The organism is Streptomyces hokutonensis (assembly GCF_000376565.1).
In the GTDB taxonomy this organism is placed as follows: Bacteria; Actinomycetota; Actinomycetes; order Streptomycetales; family Streptomycetaceae; genus Streptomyces; species Streptomyces hokutonensis.
On the sequence record NZ_BARG01000135.1, the window covers coordinates 1 to 16,960 of the forward strand.

Genomic DNA, 16,960 nt, shown 5'->3' on the forward strand with positions numbered 1-16,960 from the left:
GAGGAACCTCGCGGAGGAGTGCATCGCGCTCACTCCCGCCCGAGTATCGCGGCGGCCGACTCGACGCCCTCGCGGGTGCCGATCACGATCAGGGTGTCCCCGCCGGCCAGCCGGAAGTCCGGTGTCGGGGAGGGCACGGCCTCGGCCCGGCGCAGCACGGCCACGATCGAGACACCGGTCTCGGTGCGCATCCTGGTCTCGCCGAGCACCCGGCCGTTCCAGTACGAGAGCGCCGACAGCTGAATGCGCTCGGCGACCAGGCCCAGTTCGGTGGTGGACAGCAGGTTCGGGCTGTGGTGCTCGGGCAGCAGGGCGTCGACGAGCGCGGCCGTCTCCGCCGTGGTGAGCCGTACGGACAGGGCGCAGGCGTCCGGGTCGTCCGAGCGGTAGGCGTTCAGGGTCCGTTCGCCGTCCCGGTGCGCGACCACCGACAGGACGCGCTGCTCACGTGTCGTCAGGTCGTAGCGGACGCCGATGCCCGGCAACGGCGTACTGCTCACGCGTGGAGTGCCCATGACGCGTCCCCCTGTTCCTCGCGGATCTCCGTGAACCTTACATGTTCTTGACCCTTCTTTAACAGTTCTTGACCGATCCGCCGCTGGGCCCATGTGGAGTAGACCTGCTCAACACGGGCAGAAGGGGTACCAGGTGAGAGGCGGGTGGGCATGAGCACACCGTTCGCGGGACTGATCGCGGTCCGGCCGCCCGCCGCGTGGTGGCCCGCGCTGCGGCGGACGCCGGTCGCGCTGTGGAACGACGACATCACGGACTACGCGGCGGCGCTGACGTACTACGCGATCCTGGCCGTGCTCCCCGCGATGCTGGCGACGGTCCTGGGGTTCGGGATGATCAGCCCGGACACGGCCCAGGAGTTCATCAGCCATGTCGCCGCCTACGCCCCGGCCGACTCGGGCGCCGATCTGCACACCGTCCTGTCCCACGCGCTGGCCGCGGACGGCACGGCCTGGCCGTTGCTCGTGACCGGTGCGGGCAGCGCGCTGTGGTCGGCCTCCAGCTATCTCGCCGTGTTCCGCCGCGCCCTGCACCGGATGCACGGCACGGAGGACCGGCGTTCGACCTGGCGCAAGGCGCCCCGCATCGTGCTCACCGCGCTCCTGCTGCTCGGTCTGCTCCTCGTCGGCACACTCACCCTCATCCTGACCGGCCCGCTCGCGGAGGTCGTCGGCCGGATGTTCGGCATGGGCACCACCACGGCCTGGGCGTGGAGCCTGCTGCGCTGGCCGGTGCTGCTGTGCCTGGTGGTCCTGCTGGTCGTGGTCGTCTTCCACACCGGCCCGACCTCGGCGCGCCGACGCGGGCACACCCTGCCCGGCGGCGCCCTGGCCGCCGCGCTCTGGCTGGCCGTCTCGGCGGGCTTCTCGTCGTACGCCTCGACACTCGGCGCCTACAGCAGGCTCTACGGCTCGCTCTCCGGCATCGTCGTCTTCCTCGTCTGGCTGTGGCTGTCGAACCTGGCGCTGCTCACGGGGGCGCAGTTCGCGGCGGAACTGGCCGCGACGCCGGGCGATCCGGTTCCTCGGTCACCCGCTCACAGCACAGGAAAGTCGGCCGTCCCGTAGCTCTCCTCGGGCAGTGGATCCGGTACGCCGACGGGGTCGAGGAGGTGGGCGACGAGGGCCGCTGCCGTGTCGTGCCAGACGCGGTGGCGGCGGAGCATGCCGTGGTCGCCGCCGCCGATGAGGGCCATTCCGGTGCGGGTGGCCGTGGCCCGCGCCCTGAGCACGCAGTCCGCCGATTCGGTGGGTGAGGTGACGCGGTCCTGGTCGCCGTGCAGGCAGACGACGTGCCGACCCGCCGCCTGCTCCACCGGCTCGCCCGGCGGCCACCACGGCGCCAGCGCGACCACTCCGCGCACCTGCGGGTGACCGGCGGCGCGCAGGGCTGCCCGGCCGCCCATGGAGTGGCCGAGCAGCACGGTCGGTACGGGGCCCGCCAGTTCGGCGAGTTCGTCCAGCGCGCGGTGGGTGTCGCGCACGGGGTCGGCCCGCTCGCCGTTCCAGCCGCGCACGCGGTAGCGGGCCCGGGCGACGAGGACATCGTCGCCGGAGACCGCCCGCGCGAACGGCCCCATCCGCAGCGCGGCGAGCTGCCAGGGCCGGGCGGGGCGGAGGCTCGTCTCCTGGCCGCCGTGCAGGACCAGGACGGCTGCCCTGGGACGGGCCGGACGGCGCCGGAGCAGCAGCGCGCCGCCGGGCGCGGGCGGCGGAAGTTCGGTCTCGTCCTGCTGCACCACGGTGTGCCCCCTGTTCCGGTGCTACGGCCTCACCGCGACCTCCACGTCGCGGGTCACGGAGATGATCCTCCCCCGGACGACGCGTCGCCCCGGCACGGCAGCCGGTCAGGATTGGAGAAGCCTCCGCCCGCTCCCCCGCCCTAGCCTGAACTCACCGGCGAATTCCGCCGGACCACGCTTCACGGAGGAGCTCGCCATGACCGACGGTCTGAACACGATCATCTACCCCGTCAAGGACCTCGACCGCGCGAAGGCCCTGTTCGGCGCCCTGCTCGGGGTCGAGCCGTACGCGGACGAGCCGTACTACGTCGGCTACAAGGCCGCCGGGCAGGACGTCGGTCTCGACCCGAACGGGCACTCCCGGGGCATGACCGGACCGGTGCCGTACTGGACCGTGGACGACATCCGGACGCGGGTGGCGGCGCTGGTGGAGGCGGGGGCCGAGCTGGTCCAGGACGTCCAGGACGTCGGCGGCGGCAAGCTGATCGCCTTCGTGAAGGACGCGGACGGGAACTTCGTCGGGCTGACCCAGAACCCGGCCGCCTGACACCTCTGCCGCACGGGCCCGGCCGCCCACCCGCACTACTTGCACGCGCACTAGTTGCAGACTCAACGATTGGCCGGTTCGGTGTTACCGTGCAGGTATGGCAGTGAAGTCGGCCGGGGCCGGGCAACTCGAGGATCAGTGGCGGGACATCCTGTCCGTGCACGCGCGCACGATGTGCGAGATCGACCGTGTGCTGCACCCGCACGGGCTGGGCGCGAGCGACTTCGAGGTGCTGGACATGCTCGCGTCCGAGGCGCCCCGGGACGGCGACCAGTGCCGGGTGCAGAACCTGGTCGGACGGGTCCATCTCAGCCAGAGCGCGCTCTCCCGGCTCATCGGCCGGCTGGAGAAGGACGGCCTCGTGGAGCGCTCCGTGTGTGTCGAGGACCGGCGCGGGGTGTGGGTCGCGCTGACCCGCAAGGGCCGCGACCTCCACGCGGAGGTACTGCCGCTCCAACGGGACGTGCTGGCAAGGATGTTGGACAGCGCGCAGGAGTAGCCGCCCGGCTCACACCACGAACTCGGCTCCGTCCATGAGCACTTCGACGCCCGCTCCGTTCACCTGCGCCCGCGCGGTCGAGCTCGGGTCGAGCAACGGGTTCGTGTTGTCGAGGTGGGTGTAGATCCGGCGGACACCCGAGTGGCGGGCGAGGGCGGTGAGGCTGCCGCCGGGCCCGGTGACGGGCACATGTCCGGTGCCCACCTCGTCCGTACCGAAGAAGGTGCCGTCCAGCACCGCGCAGTCCGCCGTCTCCAACAGGTCGTCGAAAGCCTCCGTCCAGGCGGCGATGCGTGGTGCGTAGACGAACGCTCCGCCGGTCGCCAGATCCTCGACGCGGTACGCGACCGCCCAGCGGTCGTCCGGCCGGCGGGGCGGAACGTACTCGGGTGGTCTGTCGCCCACCGGATGGGCCGTGACGACCAGCCCTCCGGCGAGCACGAACCCGTCCTCGGCGAGGCCGTCGGCCCACTCCCAGGGGGTGTAGCGGTCGAGGACGGCCCGCGCCGGGGTGAGCGTGGCGAGGGCGGGCTGCGGGGCGTACACCTTGAGGCCCGCCGCCCCGCGCAGCACGGTCAGTCCGGCCACGTGGTGGGGCTCGGCGTCCGTGAGGAGCACCCCGCGCACGGGGGTGTCGCGCGGGCCGGGGCCCGGCCAGAGCGCGGAGGTGGCGGCGAGCTGGGTGCGGATGTCGGGCGAGGCGTTGAGCAGCCACCAGTCACGCGCGTTGCCGGTGACGGCCACGCAGTCCTGGGTGCGCGCGGGCAGTTTCCCGTCGCGGGCGGCGGCGCACAGCGCGCAGGCGCAGTTCCACTGCGGGAAACCGCCATCGGCGGCGGTACCGAGCAGGACGACCCTCACGACGATCGCGCCCCCTTGCGGAATCGGAATCGGAATCGGCGTCGGAATCGCCTCACCGAAATCTCCCCGGGGGATCTTTCCTCCGAAACGGGCCGGACTACCCCATCACAGGGGGCAGTTCCGGCCGATCTGCGCGACCGGGGCGCCGCCTCAGCGCAGCAGATCCCGTACGGCGGCGAAGGCCGCGTCGACCGTCGCCGGGTCGGCGCCCGGGCGGGCGAGCGCGCTCATGGGGATCGGGGTGACCGAGGGCAGGCCGTCGTACGGGGTCAGCCCGTCCGGGGCCGATCCGACGGCGGCGAGCAGGGCGACGCCCTGGCCGGTGCGGGCGATGTCGAGGACGCCCGCGAGATAGCCGGCGTCGCCGACGACCGCGGCGGGTACGCCGTGCGCGGCGAGGGTGGAGATGGCGCGGCGGCGGATCGCGCACGGGTCCTCGATGGCGACGAGCGGGACGGGCGCGGGCGCGGCCGGTGGCCGCCAGCCGGGCGTCGCGTGCCAGGTCAGCGGGAGGCCGCCGACCGGTGTGCCCTCGGTGGCGGCGGCCTCGGTGACGTACACCGCGACGTCGACGCTGCCGCGTTCCACGGCCTCGACGAGGCGGGCCGACCGGTCGATGCGGAAGCGGACCCGGCAGCCGGGCCGTACCTCCTGGACGGCCGCGGTCAGCCGTGGCAGAAACTGGTCGGCCGCGTGTTCGGTTGAGCCGATGGTGACGGTGTCGCCGTCCACGTCGAGCAGGGTGCGTACGGCCTCGTCGTGCACGGCGAGGATGCGCCGGGCCTGTTCGAGGAGCAGCCGCCCCTCGGGCGTGAACCGGGTGCCGCGCCCCTCCCGCTCGACGATCGGCAGACCGAGCGTCTTCTCCAGCCTGCGCACATGCTGGCTGACCGCGGACTGGCTCAGGGCGAGGGCCCGGGCCGCGCGATGGAAGCCGCCGCAGTCGGCTATCGCGGTCAGGCTGCGCAGGGCCACGATGTCGAGGACAGGTTGGGGCATGCCGGTGACGGTAGCCGTTCCGGGCATCGATCGCGATAGCTGATCGATTTCGATGCGGAATCATCGTTGGACGCGATCGGCCGGATCCGGTCATGATGGGCGCATGCTGCACACGACCGCTTTCGCTGCCCTTCTGACGCAGCGCCGAGTCATCGACTTCGGCGTGGCGTGCAGCGCGCGCTGTCGTTGACCAACCGCCTCTCCGCGGCACCCTTCCCGAGTTCTCGCTGATCACGTCCGCCCTGCGCACTGACACGTGACGGCGGCTCCGGCCTGCTCACTTCCTCCCCCCCCTTGCTGAATTCCCCTCCCCTTTCGCCTCGTTGGGAGTTGTCACCCCATGCCCTCTCACTCCGTCTCGTCCTGGGACGAACCCGAAGGCCTCGCCGCGCGCGGCACGTTGATCGTGCTGGCCGGGCGGGGCGAACACGGCGGTGTCTACGAGCGGTTCGGCCGCCGGCTCGGCTACGACGCCTACCGCGTCCGTGCCCTCGGCGACCCGGCCGCCGACCCCGCCGTACTGGAGCAGGCCGCCAAGCTGCTCGCCGACGAGTCGCTGCCGGGCCCGAAGGTGCTGGTCGGCTCCGACACGGGAGCGCGGTACGCCCTGCAGCTCGCCGCCGAGCAGACCGCGGGCGTCGACGCGCTGATCCTGGCCGGGCTGCCCACCGGCGCCTGGACGGCGGGGAGTTGGGAGGAGGAGGCCGCGGCGCGCACCGCCTGCCCGACCCATCGGGGGCGCCTCACCAACGACCCCGAGTTCCGCCGGGGCGCCATCGAGGGCAACCCCGAGTTGCCCGAGCCGCGCCTGGACCTGGTGCGCGTCCCGGTGCTGGCCCTGCACGGCAAGGCCGACACGATCAGCCCGCTCGACCGGGCGCTGAGCATCTACGACGGTCATTCGAACGTGCGCACCGTGACCTTCGTGGACGGCCGGCACGACGTCCTCAACGACGCCCTGCACCGCACCGTCGCCGCCACGGTCGTCCTCTTCCTCGAACGGCTCCGCCTCTCCCCCGAACTCCCCGCGATCGCCGAGGAGTTGACATGAGCCCCCGCGTGACGACCACGGTCCCCGAGCTCGCCGAACTCCTCCGCTCCGGGCAGCCGCCGGTGCTCCTCGACGTCCGCTGGGCTCTCGGTGATCCCTACGGCCGCGACCACTACGCCGACGGACACATCCCCGGCGCGGTCTATGTCGACCTCGACACCGAACTGGCCGCGCCGGCCAGCCCGGAGGGCGGTCGGCATCCGCTGCCGGACCTCGCGGAACTGCAGGAATCCGCGCGCCGCTGGGGCATCGGGAGCGGGCGGCCCGTCGTGGTCTACGACGACCTGGGCAACACGGCGGCGGCCCGCGCCTGGTGGCTGCTGCGCTACGCCGGTGTCGGCGAAGTGACGCTGCTGGACGGGGCGTTGGGTGCCTGGCGCACGGCCGGGCTGCCGCTGGAGTCCGGGATCCCCGCCGATCCGGAACCGGGTGACGTCGTACTCCGCGCGGGTGCGCTGCCGATCACCGACGCCGACGGCGCCGCCGAACTCGCCGTGTCCGGGCTGCTGTTGGACGCCCGCGCCGGTGAGCGGTACCGGGGCGAGGTCGAGCCGGTGGACCCGCGCGCGGGGCACATCCCGGGGGCGGTGTCCGCGCCGACCGGGGAGAACCTGACGGCGGACGGGACCTTCCGCTCGCCCGAGGAGCTGCGCAAGCGGTTCGAGGAGCGGGGTGCCGGGGCCGCGGAACGCATCGGCGTGTACTGCGGGTCGGGGGTCACCGCCGCCCATCAGATCGCGGCGCTGGAGATCGCCGGGTTCGAGGCGACGCTCTTTCCCGGTTCCTGGTCCGCCTGGTCCACCGACCCCGCCCGCCCGGCGGCGACGGGAGGCCGGCCGTGACCACGAAACCGCTGAACGCGGCGGTGCTGCCCGCGCAGCCGGCTCCCGAGGACAGGGCCCCGGCAGCGGCGGCCCGCGTCACCATCCGGGGCACGGCGAAGACCGCCCGCCGCTTCACCGTCCCGCGCTCCGTGCGGCGTGCCGCCGGACCGGTCGGCCTCGTACTGCTCTGGTTCCTGACCTCCGCCACCGGGGTGCTGCCCGAGTCCGTGCTGGCCTCCCCCGTCGACGTCATCCGACAGGCCGTCGACCTGACGAAGGACGGTGAACTCCCGCGCGCCATCGCCGCGTCGGGCCGCCGTGCCGCCATCGGATTCCTCATCGGCGCGAGCGTCGCGCTCGTCCTGTCGCTGACGGCCGGGCTGTTCCGGCTCGGCGAGGACGTCATCGACTCCTCGATGGGCATGTTCCGGGCGATCCCCTGGGTGGGTCTGATCCCACTGTTCATCGTCTGGTTCGGCATCGAGGAGACCCCGAAGATCGCCCTGGTCGCGCTCGGTGTGACCTACCCGCTGTACTTCAACATCTACGGCGGCATCCGCTCCACCGACGCCCAACTCGTCGAGGCCGCACGGATGATGGGGCTCGGCCGACTCGGCCTGATCAAGTACGTCATCCTGCCGAGCGCGCTGCCCGGGGCACTCGTGGGACTCCGGTACGCGCTCTCCACCGCATGGCTCGCACTGGTCTTCGCCGAGCAGATCAACGCGGACGCGGGGCTCGGCTATCTGATGAGCAACGCCCAGCAGTACTTCCGCACGGACGTCATCGTGCTGTGCCTCGTCGTGTACGCGCTGCTCGGGCTGGCCTGCGACTTCGCCGTACGGATCCTGTCCCGCCGCCTGCTGACCTGGCGGGCCAACTTCGAGGGCGAGGCGTAGAGATGGCCAACTCCGTTGAGATACGGGGCCTTTCCCGGGCCTTCGACGGCAACACCGTGCTGCACGAGCTGGATCTGGACATCCGTGAGGGCGAGTTCGTGGCCCTGCTCGGGCACAGCGGCTGCGGCAAGTCGACACTGCTGCGGATCCTCGCGGGGCTCGACGACGAGATCGGCGGCGAGGTGACCGTGCCGGCGCGACGCAGCGCGGCCTTCCAATCGCCGCGTCTGCTCCCCTGGTTGAAGGTGTGGCGCAATGTCGTGCTCGGCCTGCCCGGCCGCCCGGACCGGGACCTCGCCCTCAAGGCGCTCGACGAGGTCGGCATCGCGGAGCGCGCGACCGTATGGCCCAAGACGCTGTCCGGCGGTCAGGCCCAGCGCGTGTCGCTGGCCCGAGCCCTGGTCCGTGAGCCCGAACTGCTGCTCCTGGACGAGCCGTTCGGTGCCCTGGACGCGCTGACCCGGGGCAAGGTGCAGGCGCTCGTCGCCGAGCTGTGGCGGCTGCACGGGTGCGCGATCCTCCTGGTCACCCATGACGTCGAAGAGGCGCTGCTGCTCGCCGACCGCGTGCTGGTGATGGACGAGGGCCGTATCGCCCACGAGTTGACCGTCGATCTGCCCCGCCCGCGTGATCTGACCGCCCCCGAGTTCGTGACCCTGCGCGCCCGCCTCCTGAACTGGCTCGGCGTGACCCGCACCCTGGAAGGAACCCCCTCGTGATCCGCAGACTCGCCGCCGCCTCCCTGAGCCTGACCGCCCTGCTGGCGTTGAGCGCCTGCGGCGGCAACTCCTCGGCGGACACCGCCTCCGGTGGACAGGTCACCCTCACCATCGGCGACCAGGCCAAGACCCTCCAGACGATCATCGCCGCCTCGGACGCGCTCAAGGGCGCCAAGTACAAGGTGAAGTGGGCGGAGTTCCAGGGCGCGGCCCCGCTCTACCAGGCCGTGCAGGCGGACGCCGCCGACACCGGGTTCTCCGCCGACCTGCCCGCGCTCCAGGCGCTCAGCGGCGGCGTCAAGATCAAGAACGTGGCCGCCCTGAAGAACGACGGCACGCACGTCGGGATCGTCGTCCGCAAGGACTCCGGCATCGACAGCGTGAACGACCTCAAGGGCCAGAAGGTCGTGGTGTCCTCCGCGAAGGGCAGCGTCTCGGAGTATCTGCTGGCCAACGTCCTCAAGCAGAACGGGCTCAGCTACAAGGACGTCAAGGTGCAGTACCTGCTGCCGACCGACGCGCAGGCCGCGTTCGCCTCCGGGAAGATCAAGATCTGGGCGACCTTCGGTGTCTACCAGGCCGTCGGTCTGGAGCAGGGCGGCAAGTTGCTCGTCGACGGCGGGGACGGCCGGGTCAGCGGCATCGGCTTCGTCAACGCCTCCGAGAAGGCCCTCGCGAACTCGGCGAAGAAGACCGCCCTGAGCGACTTCCTCCAGCGCCTGAGCACGGCGCTGAAGTGGACCAGCACCCACCAGGACGCGTACGCCAAGGCCATCGAGCAGCGCAACGGCGCCGACGCCTCGGTGGCGAAGGCCCTCGCCTCGGCCGCCTACAGCCAGGTGCTGCCGATCACCTCGGACGTCAACACCACCGTCCAGCAGGTCGCCGACCTAATGAACAGCATCGGCGTCCTCGACCCGAACGTGGACGTGGCCAAGTCCACCGACGCCTCCCTGATCAAGTGACCTTCACGTCCTAGGAGTTGCTCATGCCTGTCGAGTTCATCAGCGCCGTCCACACCGACTCCGGGGCCTCCGGGCCCGCCGCGTCGAGCCGTACCGGTCTCGACGTCGACCACCTCCGCAAGTACGCCCGCGCGCTGGACGACGGCGGTTTCGACCACACCCTGGTCGCCTACCACTCGGCCTCGCCGGACGCCTTCCAGATCGCCCAGTTCGTCGCCACCCACACCGAGCGGATCCGCCCGATCCTCGCCCACCGGCCCGGCGTGATCTTCCCGACGCACGCGGCCCGCGCCCTGGCCACCCTGGACCAGATCAGCAACGGCCGGCTCACCCTGCACATCATCTCCGGGGGCAGCGACGAGGAGCAGCGCAGGGAGGGCGACTACCTCAACAAGGAGGAGCGGTACGAGCGTTCGGACGAGTACATCCAGATCCTGCGGAAGGTGTGGCAGGCCGAGGGGCCCGTCTCGCACGAGGGCAAGTACTTCAGGTTCGAGGGCTACTACTCGGACGTGAAGCCGGTGAACGGGCTGGTCCCGATCTCGGTCGGCGGCTCCTCGCAGGACGCCTACCGGGTGGGCGGCCGGCAGGGCGACATCTTCGGGCTGTGGGGCGAGCCGCTGAAGGAGACGGCGGAGCAGATCGCCGCCGTCAACGCGGTCGCCGACGCCGCCGGGCGCCCGCATCCCCGTATCTGGGTGTCGTTCCGCCCGATCATCGCGCCCACCGAGGAACTCGCCTGGGAGAAAGCCCACCGCACCCTCGGCGTCCTCAAGGACCAGGCGAAGAACACCGAGTTGCTCCGCCACTACCGCACCACCGGCCGCCCGGCGAACGTCGGCTCGCAGCGCCTCCTCGACATCGCCGAGCGCGGCGAGGTCCAGGACCGCTGCCTGTGGACCGCGCCCGCCGTCGCCACCAACGCGGCCGGCGCCTCAACCGCCCTTGTGGGCACGCCCGAAACGGTCGCGCAGGCACTCCTCGACTACGTCGACATCGGCTGCGACCTGCTCTCGATCCGCGGCTACGACCCGCTCAACGACGCGATCGACTACGCCCGGCACGTCCTGCCCCTGGTCCGCCAGGAACTCGCCCACCGGGCGAACACCTCGCACGCCGCCTGACCCGTCCCTCACCTGCTGATTGCGAACACCCCTATGGAGACTCCGTGTTGTTCCCCCGCGCCCTGCGCACGTCCACCGCCGCCCTCGCCCTCCTCCTGCCCTTCGCCGCGGCCTGCGGCGGCAGCGCGACGGCAGACTCCTCGACCTCCGACGTCTCCTCCGTGACCCTGCGGGTCGGCGACACCGGCTGGAAGGTCGACGAGGCCGTCCTCAAGTACGCCCACCTCGACGACACCCCGTACAAGGTGAAGTGGAACCTCTTCCAGGGTGGCGACAAGCAGCTCCAGGCCGTCCGCGCCGGAGCACTCGACCTCGCCTCCTCCAGCGAGATCCCGCCCATCTTCTCGGCCGCCGACGGCAAACCCAACTTCAAGGTCGTCGCCGTCCAGCGCGGCACCACCCTCAACCAGGAAGTCGTCGTCCCCAAGGGCTCGAAGGTGACCGACATCGCCGGTCTGAAGGGCAAGAAGGTCGGCTACGTCCAGAACACCACCGCCCACTACTTCCTCTACGAGCTGCTGAAGCAGGCCGGCCTCAAGTGGTCGGACATCGACGCCAAGCCGCTGCTGCCCAACGACGGCCTCGCGGCCCTGAACGGCGGCTCCATCGACGCCTTCGCCTCCTACGGCACGTCGATCATCACGGCCCACCAGCAGGGCGCCCGCACGGTCGGCTCCGGCGCGGACATCCTGTCCGGCAACTTCCTCTGGTCCGCCCGCGACAGCGTCCTCAAGAGCCCCGCCCAGAAGGCCGCCGCGGCCGATCTGATCGCCCGGATCACCAAGGCCTACGCCTACGTCCGCGACGGTCACGTGGACGGCTTCGCGAAGGTCACCGCCGACGCCACCCATCAGCCGGTGGCGCAGGCGAAGTCGGACCTGGTCGCCGCGCAGAAGCAGCGCCCGACGCAGGCCAGGACGGTCGGCGACGACACGATCGCCTCGCAGCAGAAGGTGGCCGACGCGTTCACCGAACTCGGCGCGCTGAAGGAGCACTTGGACGTGAAGTCGTTCTGGACCACCGCACTCAACTCCGACCTGAAGAAGGCCCTGTGACCGCCCGCATCGCCGAACTGGCCGCCGGCTACGACCAGTCGGGCGCCTTCCCCGCCGAGTCCCTCCGGATCGCCCACGAGGCCGGACTCCTCACCGCGACCATCGGCAAGCAGTACGGCGGGCAGGGCGCCCGCGTGGAGGAGAGCGCGCGCATCCTCCACCGGATCGGGCAGGGCGACCCGTCCGTGGCCCTGATCGCGGCGATGACCCTCAACACGCACGCCCGGCAGGCCGTACAGCCGCACTGGCCCGAGGAGTTGTACGCGCGGCTCGTCAAGGAGTCCTTCGAGCGGCCGGTGCTCGTCAACCACGCTCGTGTGGAGCCCGAGTTGGGCTCCCCGGCACGCGGCGGACTCCCCTCGACCCTCGCCAGGCGCACCCCCGACGGCTGGTCGCTGAGCGGCACCAAGCGCTTCGTGACCGGCGCGGAGGGCCTGGACTGGTTCCTGGTGTGGGCCACCACCGACGAACCCGAGCCGCGCGTCGGCACCTTCCTGGTGCCGGGCGGCTCCCCCGGGATCGAAATCACCGGCCGCTGGGACCAGTTGGGACTGCGGGCCAGCGGCAGCCACGACGTGACGTTCCGGGACGTGGAGATCCCCTACGAACACGTCATCGGCATCAGCCCGTACGGCGCGGCGGCCGAGCAGGACAACCGGGCGGGCGCGCCCCTCCATCTCCCCCTCGCGGCACTCTACTTGGGGGTCGCGCGGGCCGCGCAGTCCTTCTTCCACACGTTCGCCCACGAGCGCGTGCCCGCCAACCTCGGTCATCCGGTGGCCCGTACGGAGCGGTTCCGCAGGACCGCCGGGGAGATCGAGGTGCTGCTGACCGCAGCCGAGGAGCTGGTGTTCGGCGGAGCCGCGCGCGTCGACGCGGCCGACACCTCCTACACCCCCGAACAGGCCCTGGGGGCAAGGGTGTTGGCCGACCGGCACGGTGTGCGGGCGGTGGAGCTGGCGGTACGGCTGCTCGGCAATCCCGGGCTCGCGCGCGGCAATCCGCTGGAGCGGCACTTCCGGGACATCCAGTGCGCGCCCGTGCACGCGCCCCAGGAGGACATCTCCCTGCTCGCGATCGGAACGAAGGCGTTGAATCCGTGAAGGCACGCACAGTGAAGGTACGGAACCCGTGACCACAGCTCCCCCGACCACCACCGCCGCCGCCCGGCTCCTCGGTCTGCTCGCCCGGGATCTACCGCCCGACCAACTGGCCACGGATCCCCGCACGTTGGCCGCGCACGCCACGGACCGTTCGGGCACCCGGCCGGACGGTGTCCCGCTGGCCGTGGTGCACGCCCGGCGCACCGAGGACGTGACCGTCACGCTCCGGCACGCCAACGCGCTGCGCGTGCCGGTGGTGCCGCGGGGAGCGGGCACCGGTCTTTCGGGCGGGGCGTCGGCCGGTGAGGGCGTGCTCGTGCTGGACCTCTCCGGGATGAACCGCATCCTGGAACTCTCGGTCGACGACCAGCTCGCCGTGGTCGAACCGGGCGTGATCACCGCCGAGTTGGACCGGGCGGCGGCCGAGCACGGGCTGCGGTACGCGCCCGATCCGGCGAGTGCGGCGATCTCCACGATCGGCGGGAACATCGCGACCAACGCGGGCGGGCTGCGGTGCGCGAAGTACGGGGTGACGCGGGACAGCGTGCTCGGTCTGGAGGCCGTCCTCGCCGACGGGACGGTGGTCACCACCGGCCGCCGTACCGTCAAAGGGGTCACCGGCTACGACCTCACCGCGCTGCTGACCGGCTCCGAGGGCACCCTCGCAGTCATCACCTCGGCGACCCTGCGGCTGCGCCCGGTGCCGGTGGCGACGGCCACGATCGCCGCCTACTTCGACTCGTTCGAGGCGGCGGCCGAGGCGTCGTACGCGATCGGGCGGGCCGGGGTCGTACCGGCGCTCGCGGAGCTGCTCGACGGGCCGGTGCTGCACGCCGTCGACCCGGCGCTGGGCGCGCGCGGGGCGGCACTGCTGCTGGTGCAGTGCGACGGCGCGGGGGCGGGCGCCGAGGCGGAGCAGGTCGCGCGGGTGCTCGCGGCGACGGCCACGACCGTGGAGACCACCGCCGACCCGGTGGAGGCGGAGGCGCTGCTCGCGGCCCGCCGGCTCGCCCTGCCCGCGCTGGAGCGGCTGGGCCGGCCGCTGATCGAGGACATCGCGGTGCCGCGCTCCCGGCTCGCGGAGGCGGTCCGCGAGATCCGCGCGATCTCGGCCCGTCACGACGTGCCGGTCTACACGCTCGCGCACGCGGCGGACGGCAACCTCCACCCGATCATCGTGGTCGATCCCGCCCTGGACCGGCTGCCGGACGCGGCCTGGGAGGCGGCCGGCGAGATCTTCGCGCTGGCGCTGCGGCTCGGCGGAACGCTGACCGGCGAGCACGGCGTGGGCGTACTGAAGCGGCAGTGGGTCGCGGACGAACTCGGGCCCACCGCCCACGCGTTGCAGAGACGGCTCAAGGACGCCTTCGATCCGTACGGGATCCTCAATCCCGGCAAGACGCTCTGAGCCGCCCCTGACCGGATACCTCGAACGGGTGATCCCGGGTCAACCGGGGGTGGTGCGGAGGCACGTGCGATCGGCATGTGCCTCGACCGCCGCCCGGGATCATCACTCGTCGTGACCGAAGACGGGTAGCTGTACGCACGGAACGTGACGGGACGCAGGCATTCCGTCATCCGTGCGACAGGAGAGAAGGCACCATGTCGGTCGAGACCGGTACCGCGCCCGGGGCGGGCGCCGAGGAGCGGGAACAGCAGAGCCTCGGAACCGCCGCGGCACGCACTCTGGCGACCACGACCAAGTCCGAACCCCAGATGCAGGGAATCAGCTCCCGGTGGCTGACCCGCATGCTGCCCTGGGTGAACGTGCCCGGCGGCACCTATCGCGTCAACCGCCGGCTGTCGTACACGCGCGGCGACGGACGGGTGACGTTCGTACAGACCGGTGCGCAAGTGCGGGTCGTCCCGGCCGAGTTGACAGAACTCCCGCTGCTGCGCGGCTTCACGGACGGCGACGCGCTCGGCGCGCTGGCCGAGCGCTTCGAGCAACGGGACTACGCGCCGGGGCAGTTGATCGTCCAGGCGGGCCAGCCCGCCGACTCGGTGTACCTGGTCGCGCACGGCAAGGTGGAGCGGGTCGGGGAGGGCCCCTACGGCGACGAGGCGGTCGTCGGGCTGCTGGCCGACGGCGACACCTTCGGCGGCCAGGTGCTCGCCGAACCCGACGGCGCCTGGGAGTTCACGGCCCGCGCGGCGACGGCCACGACGGTGCTGACGCTGCCGCACACGTCCTACCAGGCCGTCGCCGACCGGCACGCGGAGCTGCGCGCGCATGTCGAGGCGCGTGCCACGGACGAGCCCGGTCCGCTCAACACCTTCGGCGAGGCGGCGATCGCGCTCAGCGCCGGGCATGTGGGCGAGCCGGACCTGCCAGGCACCTTCGTGGACTACGAACTGGCCCCGCGCGAGTACGAACTCAGCGTCGCCCAGACCGTGTTGAAGGTGCACTCCCGCGTCACCGACCTCTACAACCAGCCGATGAACCAGACCCAGCAGCAACTCCGGCTGACCGTCGAGGCGTTGCGCGAGCGGCAGGAGAACGAACTGGTCAACAACCGGGACTTCGGGCTGCTGCACAACGCCGACTACGACCAGCGGATCTCCACCCACTCCGGACCGCCGACCCCCGACGACCTGGACGAGCTGCTGAGCATGCGGCGCGACACCCGCTACCTGTTCGCGCATCCACGGGCGATCGCCGCGTTCGGCCGCGAGTGCAACAAGCGGGGCGTCTACTTCAGCGGCATCGACGTCGGCGGCCACCATCTGCCCGCCTGGCGCGGAGTACCGCTGCTGCCGTGCGGCAAGATCCCGGTCGGCGCGTCCCGGACGTCGTCCATCATCGCGATGCGCACCGGCGAGGACGACCAGGGCGTGATCGGCCTCTACCAGACGGGCATCCCGGACGAGCTCGAACCGGGCCTCAACGTACGGTTCATGGGCATCAACGAGCAGGCGATCATCTCCTACCTGGTGAGCACCTACTTCTCGGCGGCGGTCCTGGTGCCGGACGCGATCGGCATCCTGGAGAACGTCGAGGTCTCTCGCCGGGACGGCAACTGACCTTCATGGACGGCTAGTTCAGGAACGCGTCCAGTCGCGCCGCGTCCGGCGCGGTCGCCGGGCCCGCTGCGGCGACCGCCAGGGCGGCACCCGCGTTGGCCCGGCGGGCGGCGGCCACCGGGTCGAGCCCCCGGGCCAGGGCGGCCATGAAGACACCGGTGTGCGCGTCACCCGCGCCATTGAGATCGACGGCGTCCACGGCGAACCCGGGGACGGGGACGAGACGTCCGCCATGGCGCACGAGACAACCATCGGGGCCAGTACGGACAAGCACCGAGCCGCGCCCCAGACGGGATTGAAGGACGCGGGCGGCTTCGACCACGTCATCGATGCCGGTGAGCAGCGCGGCCTCGCGGGCGTTACAGCTCCACCAGTCGGCACGCGCGAGCAGCAACTCAAGGGCGGCGCGCGGGATTTCGGCCACCAACGGACCCGGATCGACGACCAACGTGACGGCCGGGCCCAGTCGGGGCAGGAGGTCGAGCAGGGCGGCCCGGTTGCTGTCGTAGAGCAGGCTGTACCCGGTGACGTACACCAAGTCGCCCGCCCCGGGCCGGAGTTCGGCAAGGTCGGCGGCGGCGAGGGTGGCCTCGGCGCCGGGACTGGTGACGAAGGTGCGCTCGCCGTCCGCATCGACCAGGCAGACCACGAAGCCGGTGTCCGGTTCCAGGCGCGGGCCGAGCAGGGCGTCGATGCCCTCGGCGCGCAGCGCGGCACGGGCCCGGTCACCGAAGGGTCCGGTGCCGTGCACTCCGGCGTAGGTCACCGGGAGGCCCTGGCGGGCGGCGGCGGCCATGACGTTGAAGCCGCCGCCGGGGGTGCGTTCGGTGCGCGTCGCGAGGACGTCTCCGCCGCGCTCGGGGAGGACGGGGACCTCCAGGACGAGGTCGACGACGACGTTGCCGAGGTGCCAGAGCCGGGCGCTCATGACCGCCCCCGCAGACCGAGCGTGGCCATGGCCGAGGCATTCGGCGCGACCACGACAGTGCCGAGGTGGAGCCCCCCGCTCATGACCGCCCCCGCAGGCCAGGCAGGG

At 71.9% G+C, this 16,960-nt stretch carries 18 protein-coding genes; 13 read left to right on the forward strand and 5 right to left on the reverse strand.

All coding sequences use genetic code 11. The annotated features are described in order from the left end of the window. Positions 1-29: 29 nt before the first annotated feature. A complete protein-coding gene (locus SSP08S_RS53720) occupies positions 30-515 on the reverse strand; it encodes a cation:proton antiporter regulatory subunit (protein ID WP_051106210.1) in 486 nt (161 codons plus the stop codon). A 150-nt stretch (positions 516-665) separates the two neighbouring features. Here SSP08S_RS53720 and SSP08S_RS53725 point away from each other — a divergent pair, with 150 nt between their 5' ends. Continuing rightward, positions 666-1,580 carry a YihY/virulence factor BrkB family protein gene (locus SSP08S_RS53725; protein WP_043260478.1) on the forward strand — a complete coding sequence of 305 codons (915 nt, stop codon included), beginning with the start codon at positions 666-668 and terminating at the stop codon, positions 1,578-1,580. Here SSP08S_RS53725 and SSP08S_RS53730 read toward each other — a convergent pair. Continuing rightward, positions 1,550-2,254 carry an alpha/beta hydrolase gene (locus SSP08S_RS53730; RefSeq protein ID WP_019075908.1) on the reverse strand — a complete coding sequence of 235 codons (705 nt, stop codon included), beginning with the start codon at positions 2,252-2,254 and terminating at the stop codon, positions 1,550-1,552. The genes SSP08S_RS53725 and SSP08S_RS53730 overlap by 31 nt on opposite strands. A gap of 196 nt (positions 2,255-2,450) precedes the next feature. Here SSP08S_RS53730 and SSP08S_RS53735 point away from each other — a divergent pair, with 196 nt between their 5' ends. Then, on the forward strand, positions 2,451-2,801 hold the full coding sequence (locus SSP08S_RS53735) for a VOC family protein (RefSeq protein WP_019075909.1): 351 nt from the start codon (positions 2,451-2,453) through the stop codon (positions 2,799-2,801). A 97-nt stretch (positions 2,802-2,898) separates the two neighbouring features. Continuing rightward, positions 2,899-3,300, forward strand: a complete 402-nt coding sequence (locus SSP08S_RS53740; RefSeq protein WP_026179616.1) for a MarR family winged helix-turn-helix transcriptional regulator — start codon at positions 2,899-2,901, stop codon at positions 3,298-3,300. A 9-nt stretch (positions 3,301-3,309) separates the two neighbouring features. On the opposite strand, the gene pqqB is transcribed toward SSP08S_RS53740, so the two are convergent. Further along, positions 3,310-4,161 (reverse strand): pyrroloquinoline quinone biosynthesis protein PqqB, encoded by an 852-nt coding sequence (gene pqqB, locus SSP08S_RS53745; RefSeq protein WP_019075911.1) that lies wholly within the window; start codon positions 4,159-4,161, stop codon positions 3,310-3,312. A 150-nt stretch (positions 4,162-4,311) separates the two neighbouring features. Beyond that, positions 4,312-5,160, reverse strand: coding sequence for a LysR family transcriptional regulator (locus tag SSP08S_RS53750; RefSeq protein WP_043260479.1), 849 nt, complete (start codon positions 5,158-5,160; stop codon positions 4,312-4,314). Positions 5,161-5,500: 340 nt separating this feature from the next. Here SSP08S_RS53750 and SSP08S_RS53755 point away from each other — a divergent pair, with 340 nt between their 5' ends. From SSP08S_RS53755 to SSP08S_RS53800, 10 genes are all read left to right on the forward strand, one after another. Next, positions 5,501-6,211, forward strand: coding sequence for an alpha/beta hydrolase (locus SSP08S_RS53755; RefSeq protein WP_019075913.1), 711 nt, complete (start codon positions 5,501-5,503; stop codon positions 6,209-6,211). Then, on the forward strand, positions 6,208-7,053 hold the full coding sequence (locus SSP08S_RS53760; protein ID WP_019075914.1) for a sulfurtransferase: 846 nt from the start codon (positions 6,208-6,210) through the stop codon (positions 7,051-7,053). The genes SSP08S_RS53755 and SSP08S_RS53760 overlap by 4 nt, the downstream gene beginning before the upstream one ends. Next, on the forward strand, positions 7,050-7,934 hold the full coding sequence (locus SSP08S_RS53765) for an ABC transporter permease (protein WP_019075915.1): 885 nt from the start codon (positions 7,050-7,052) through the stop codon (positions 7,932-7,934). Before SSP08S_RS53760 ends, SSP08S_RS53765 begins: the two co-directional genes overlap by 4 nt. Positions 7,935-7,936: 2 nt before the next feature. After that, entirely contained in the window at positions 7,937-8,653 is a 717-nt protein-coding gene (locus SSP08S_RS53770; RefSeq protein ID WP_019075916.1) for an ABC transporter ATP-binding protein, read from the forward strand. After that, positions 8,650-9,618: an ABC transporter substrate-binding protein gene (locus SSP08S_RS53775; protein WP_019075917.1), complete on the forward strand. Its 969-nt coding sequence runs from the start codon at positions 8,650-8,652 to the stop codon at positions 9,616-9,618. The genes SSP08S_RS53770 and SSP08S_RS53775 overlap by 4 nt, the downstream gene beginning before the upstream one ends. Positions 9,619-9,641: 23 nt before the next feature. Further along, positions 9,642-10,742, forward strand: a complete 1,101-nt coding sequence (locus tag SSP08S_RS53780; RefSeq protein WP_019075918.1) for an LLM class flavin-dependent oxidoreductase — start codon at positions 9,642-9,644, stop codon at positions 10,740-10,742. A 44-nt stretch (positions 10,743-10,786) separates the two neighbouring features. After that, a complete protein-coding gene (locus SSP08S_RS53785) occupies positions 10,787-11,797 on the forward strand; it encodes an ABC transporter substrate-binding protein (protein WP_019075919.1) in 1,011 nt (336 codons plus the stop codon). Beyond that, entirely contained in the window at positions 11,794-12,900 is a 1,107-nt protein-coding gene (locus tag SSP08S_RS53790) for an acyl-CoA dehydrogenase family protein (protein ID WP_019075920.1), read from the forward strand. The genes SSP08S_RS53785 and SSP08S_RS53790 overlap by 4 nt, the downstream gene beginning before the upstream one ends. 28 nt (positions 12,901-12,928) lie before the next feature. Continuing rightward, a complete protein-coding gene (locus SSP08S_RS53795; protein WP_019075921.1) occupies positions 12,929-14,308 on the forward strand; it encodes an FAD-binding oxidoreductase in 1,380 nt (459 codons plus the stop codon). A 194-nt stretch (positions 14,309-14,502) separates the two neighbouring features. Next, complete coding sequence (locus SSP08S_RS53800; RefSeq protein WP_019075922.1) at positions 14,503-15,924, forward strand: family 2B encapsulin nanocompartment shell protein; 1,422 nt, start codon at positions 14,503-14,505, stop codon at positions 15,922-15,924. A gap of 13 nt (positions 15,925-15,937) precedes the next feature. Here the strand turns inward: SSP08S_RS53800 and SSP08S_RS53805 are convergent, their stop codons facing one another. Then, a complete protein-coding gene (locus SSP08S_RS53805) occupies positions 15,938-16,852 on the reverse strand; it encodes a PfkB family carbohydrate kinase (RefSeq protein ID WP_019075923.1) in 915 nt (304 codons plus the stop codon). Between the last annotated feature and the right edge of the window lie 108 nt (positions 16,853-16,960).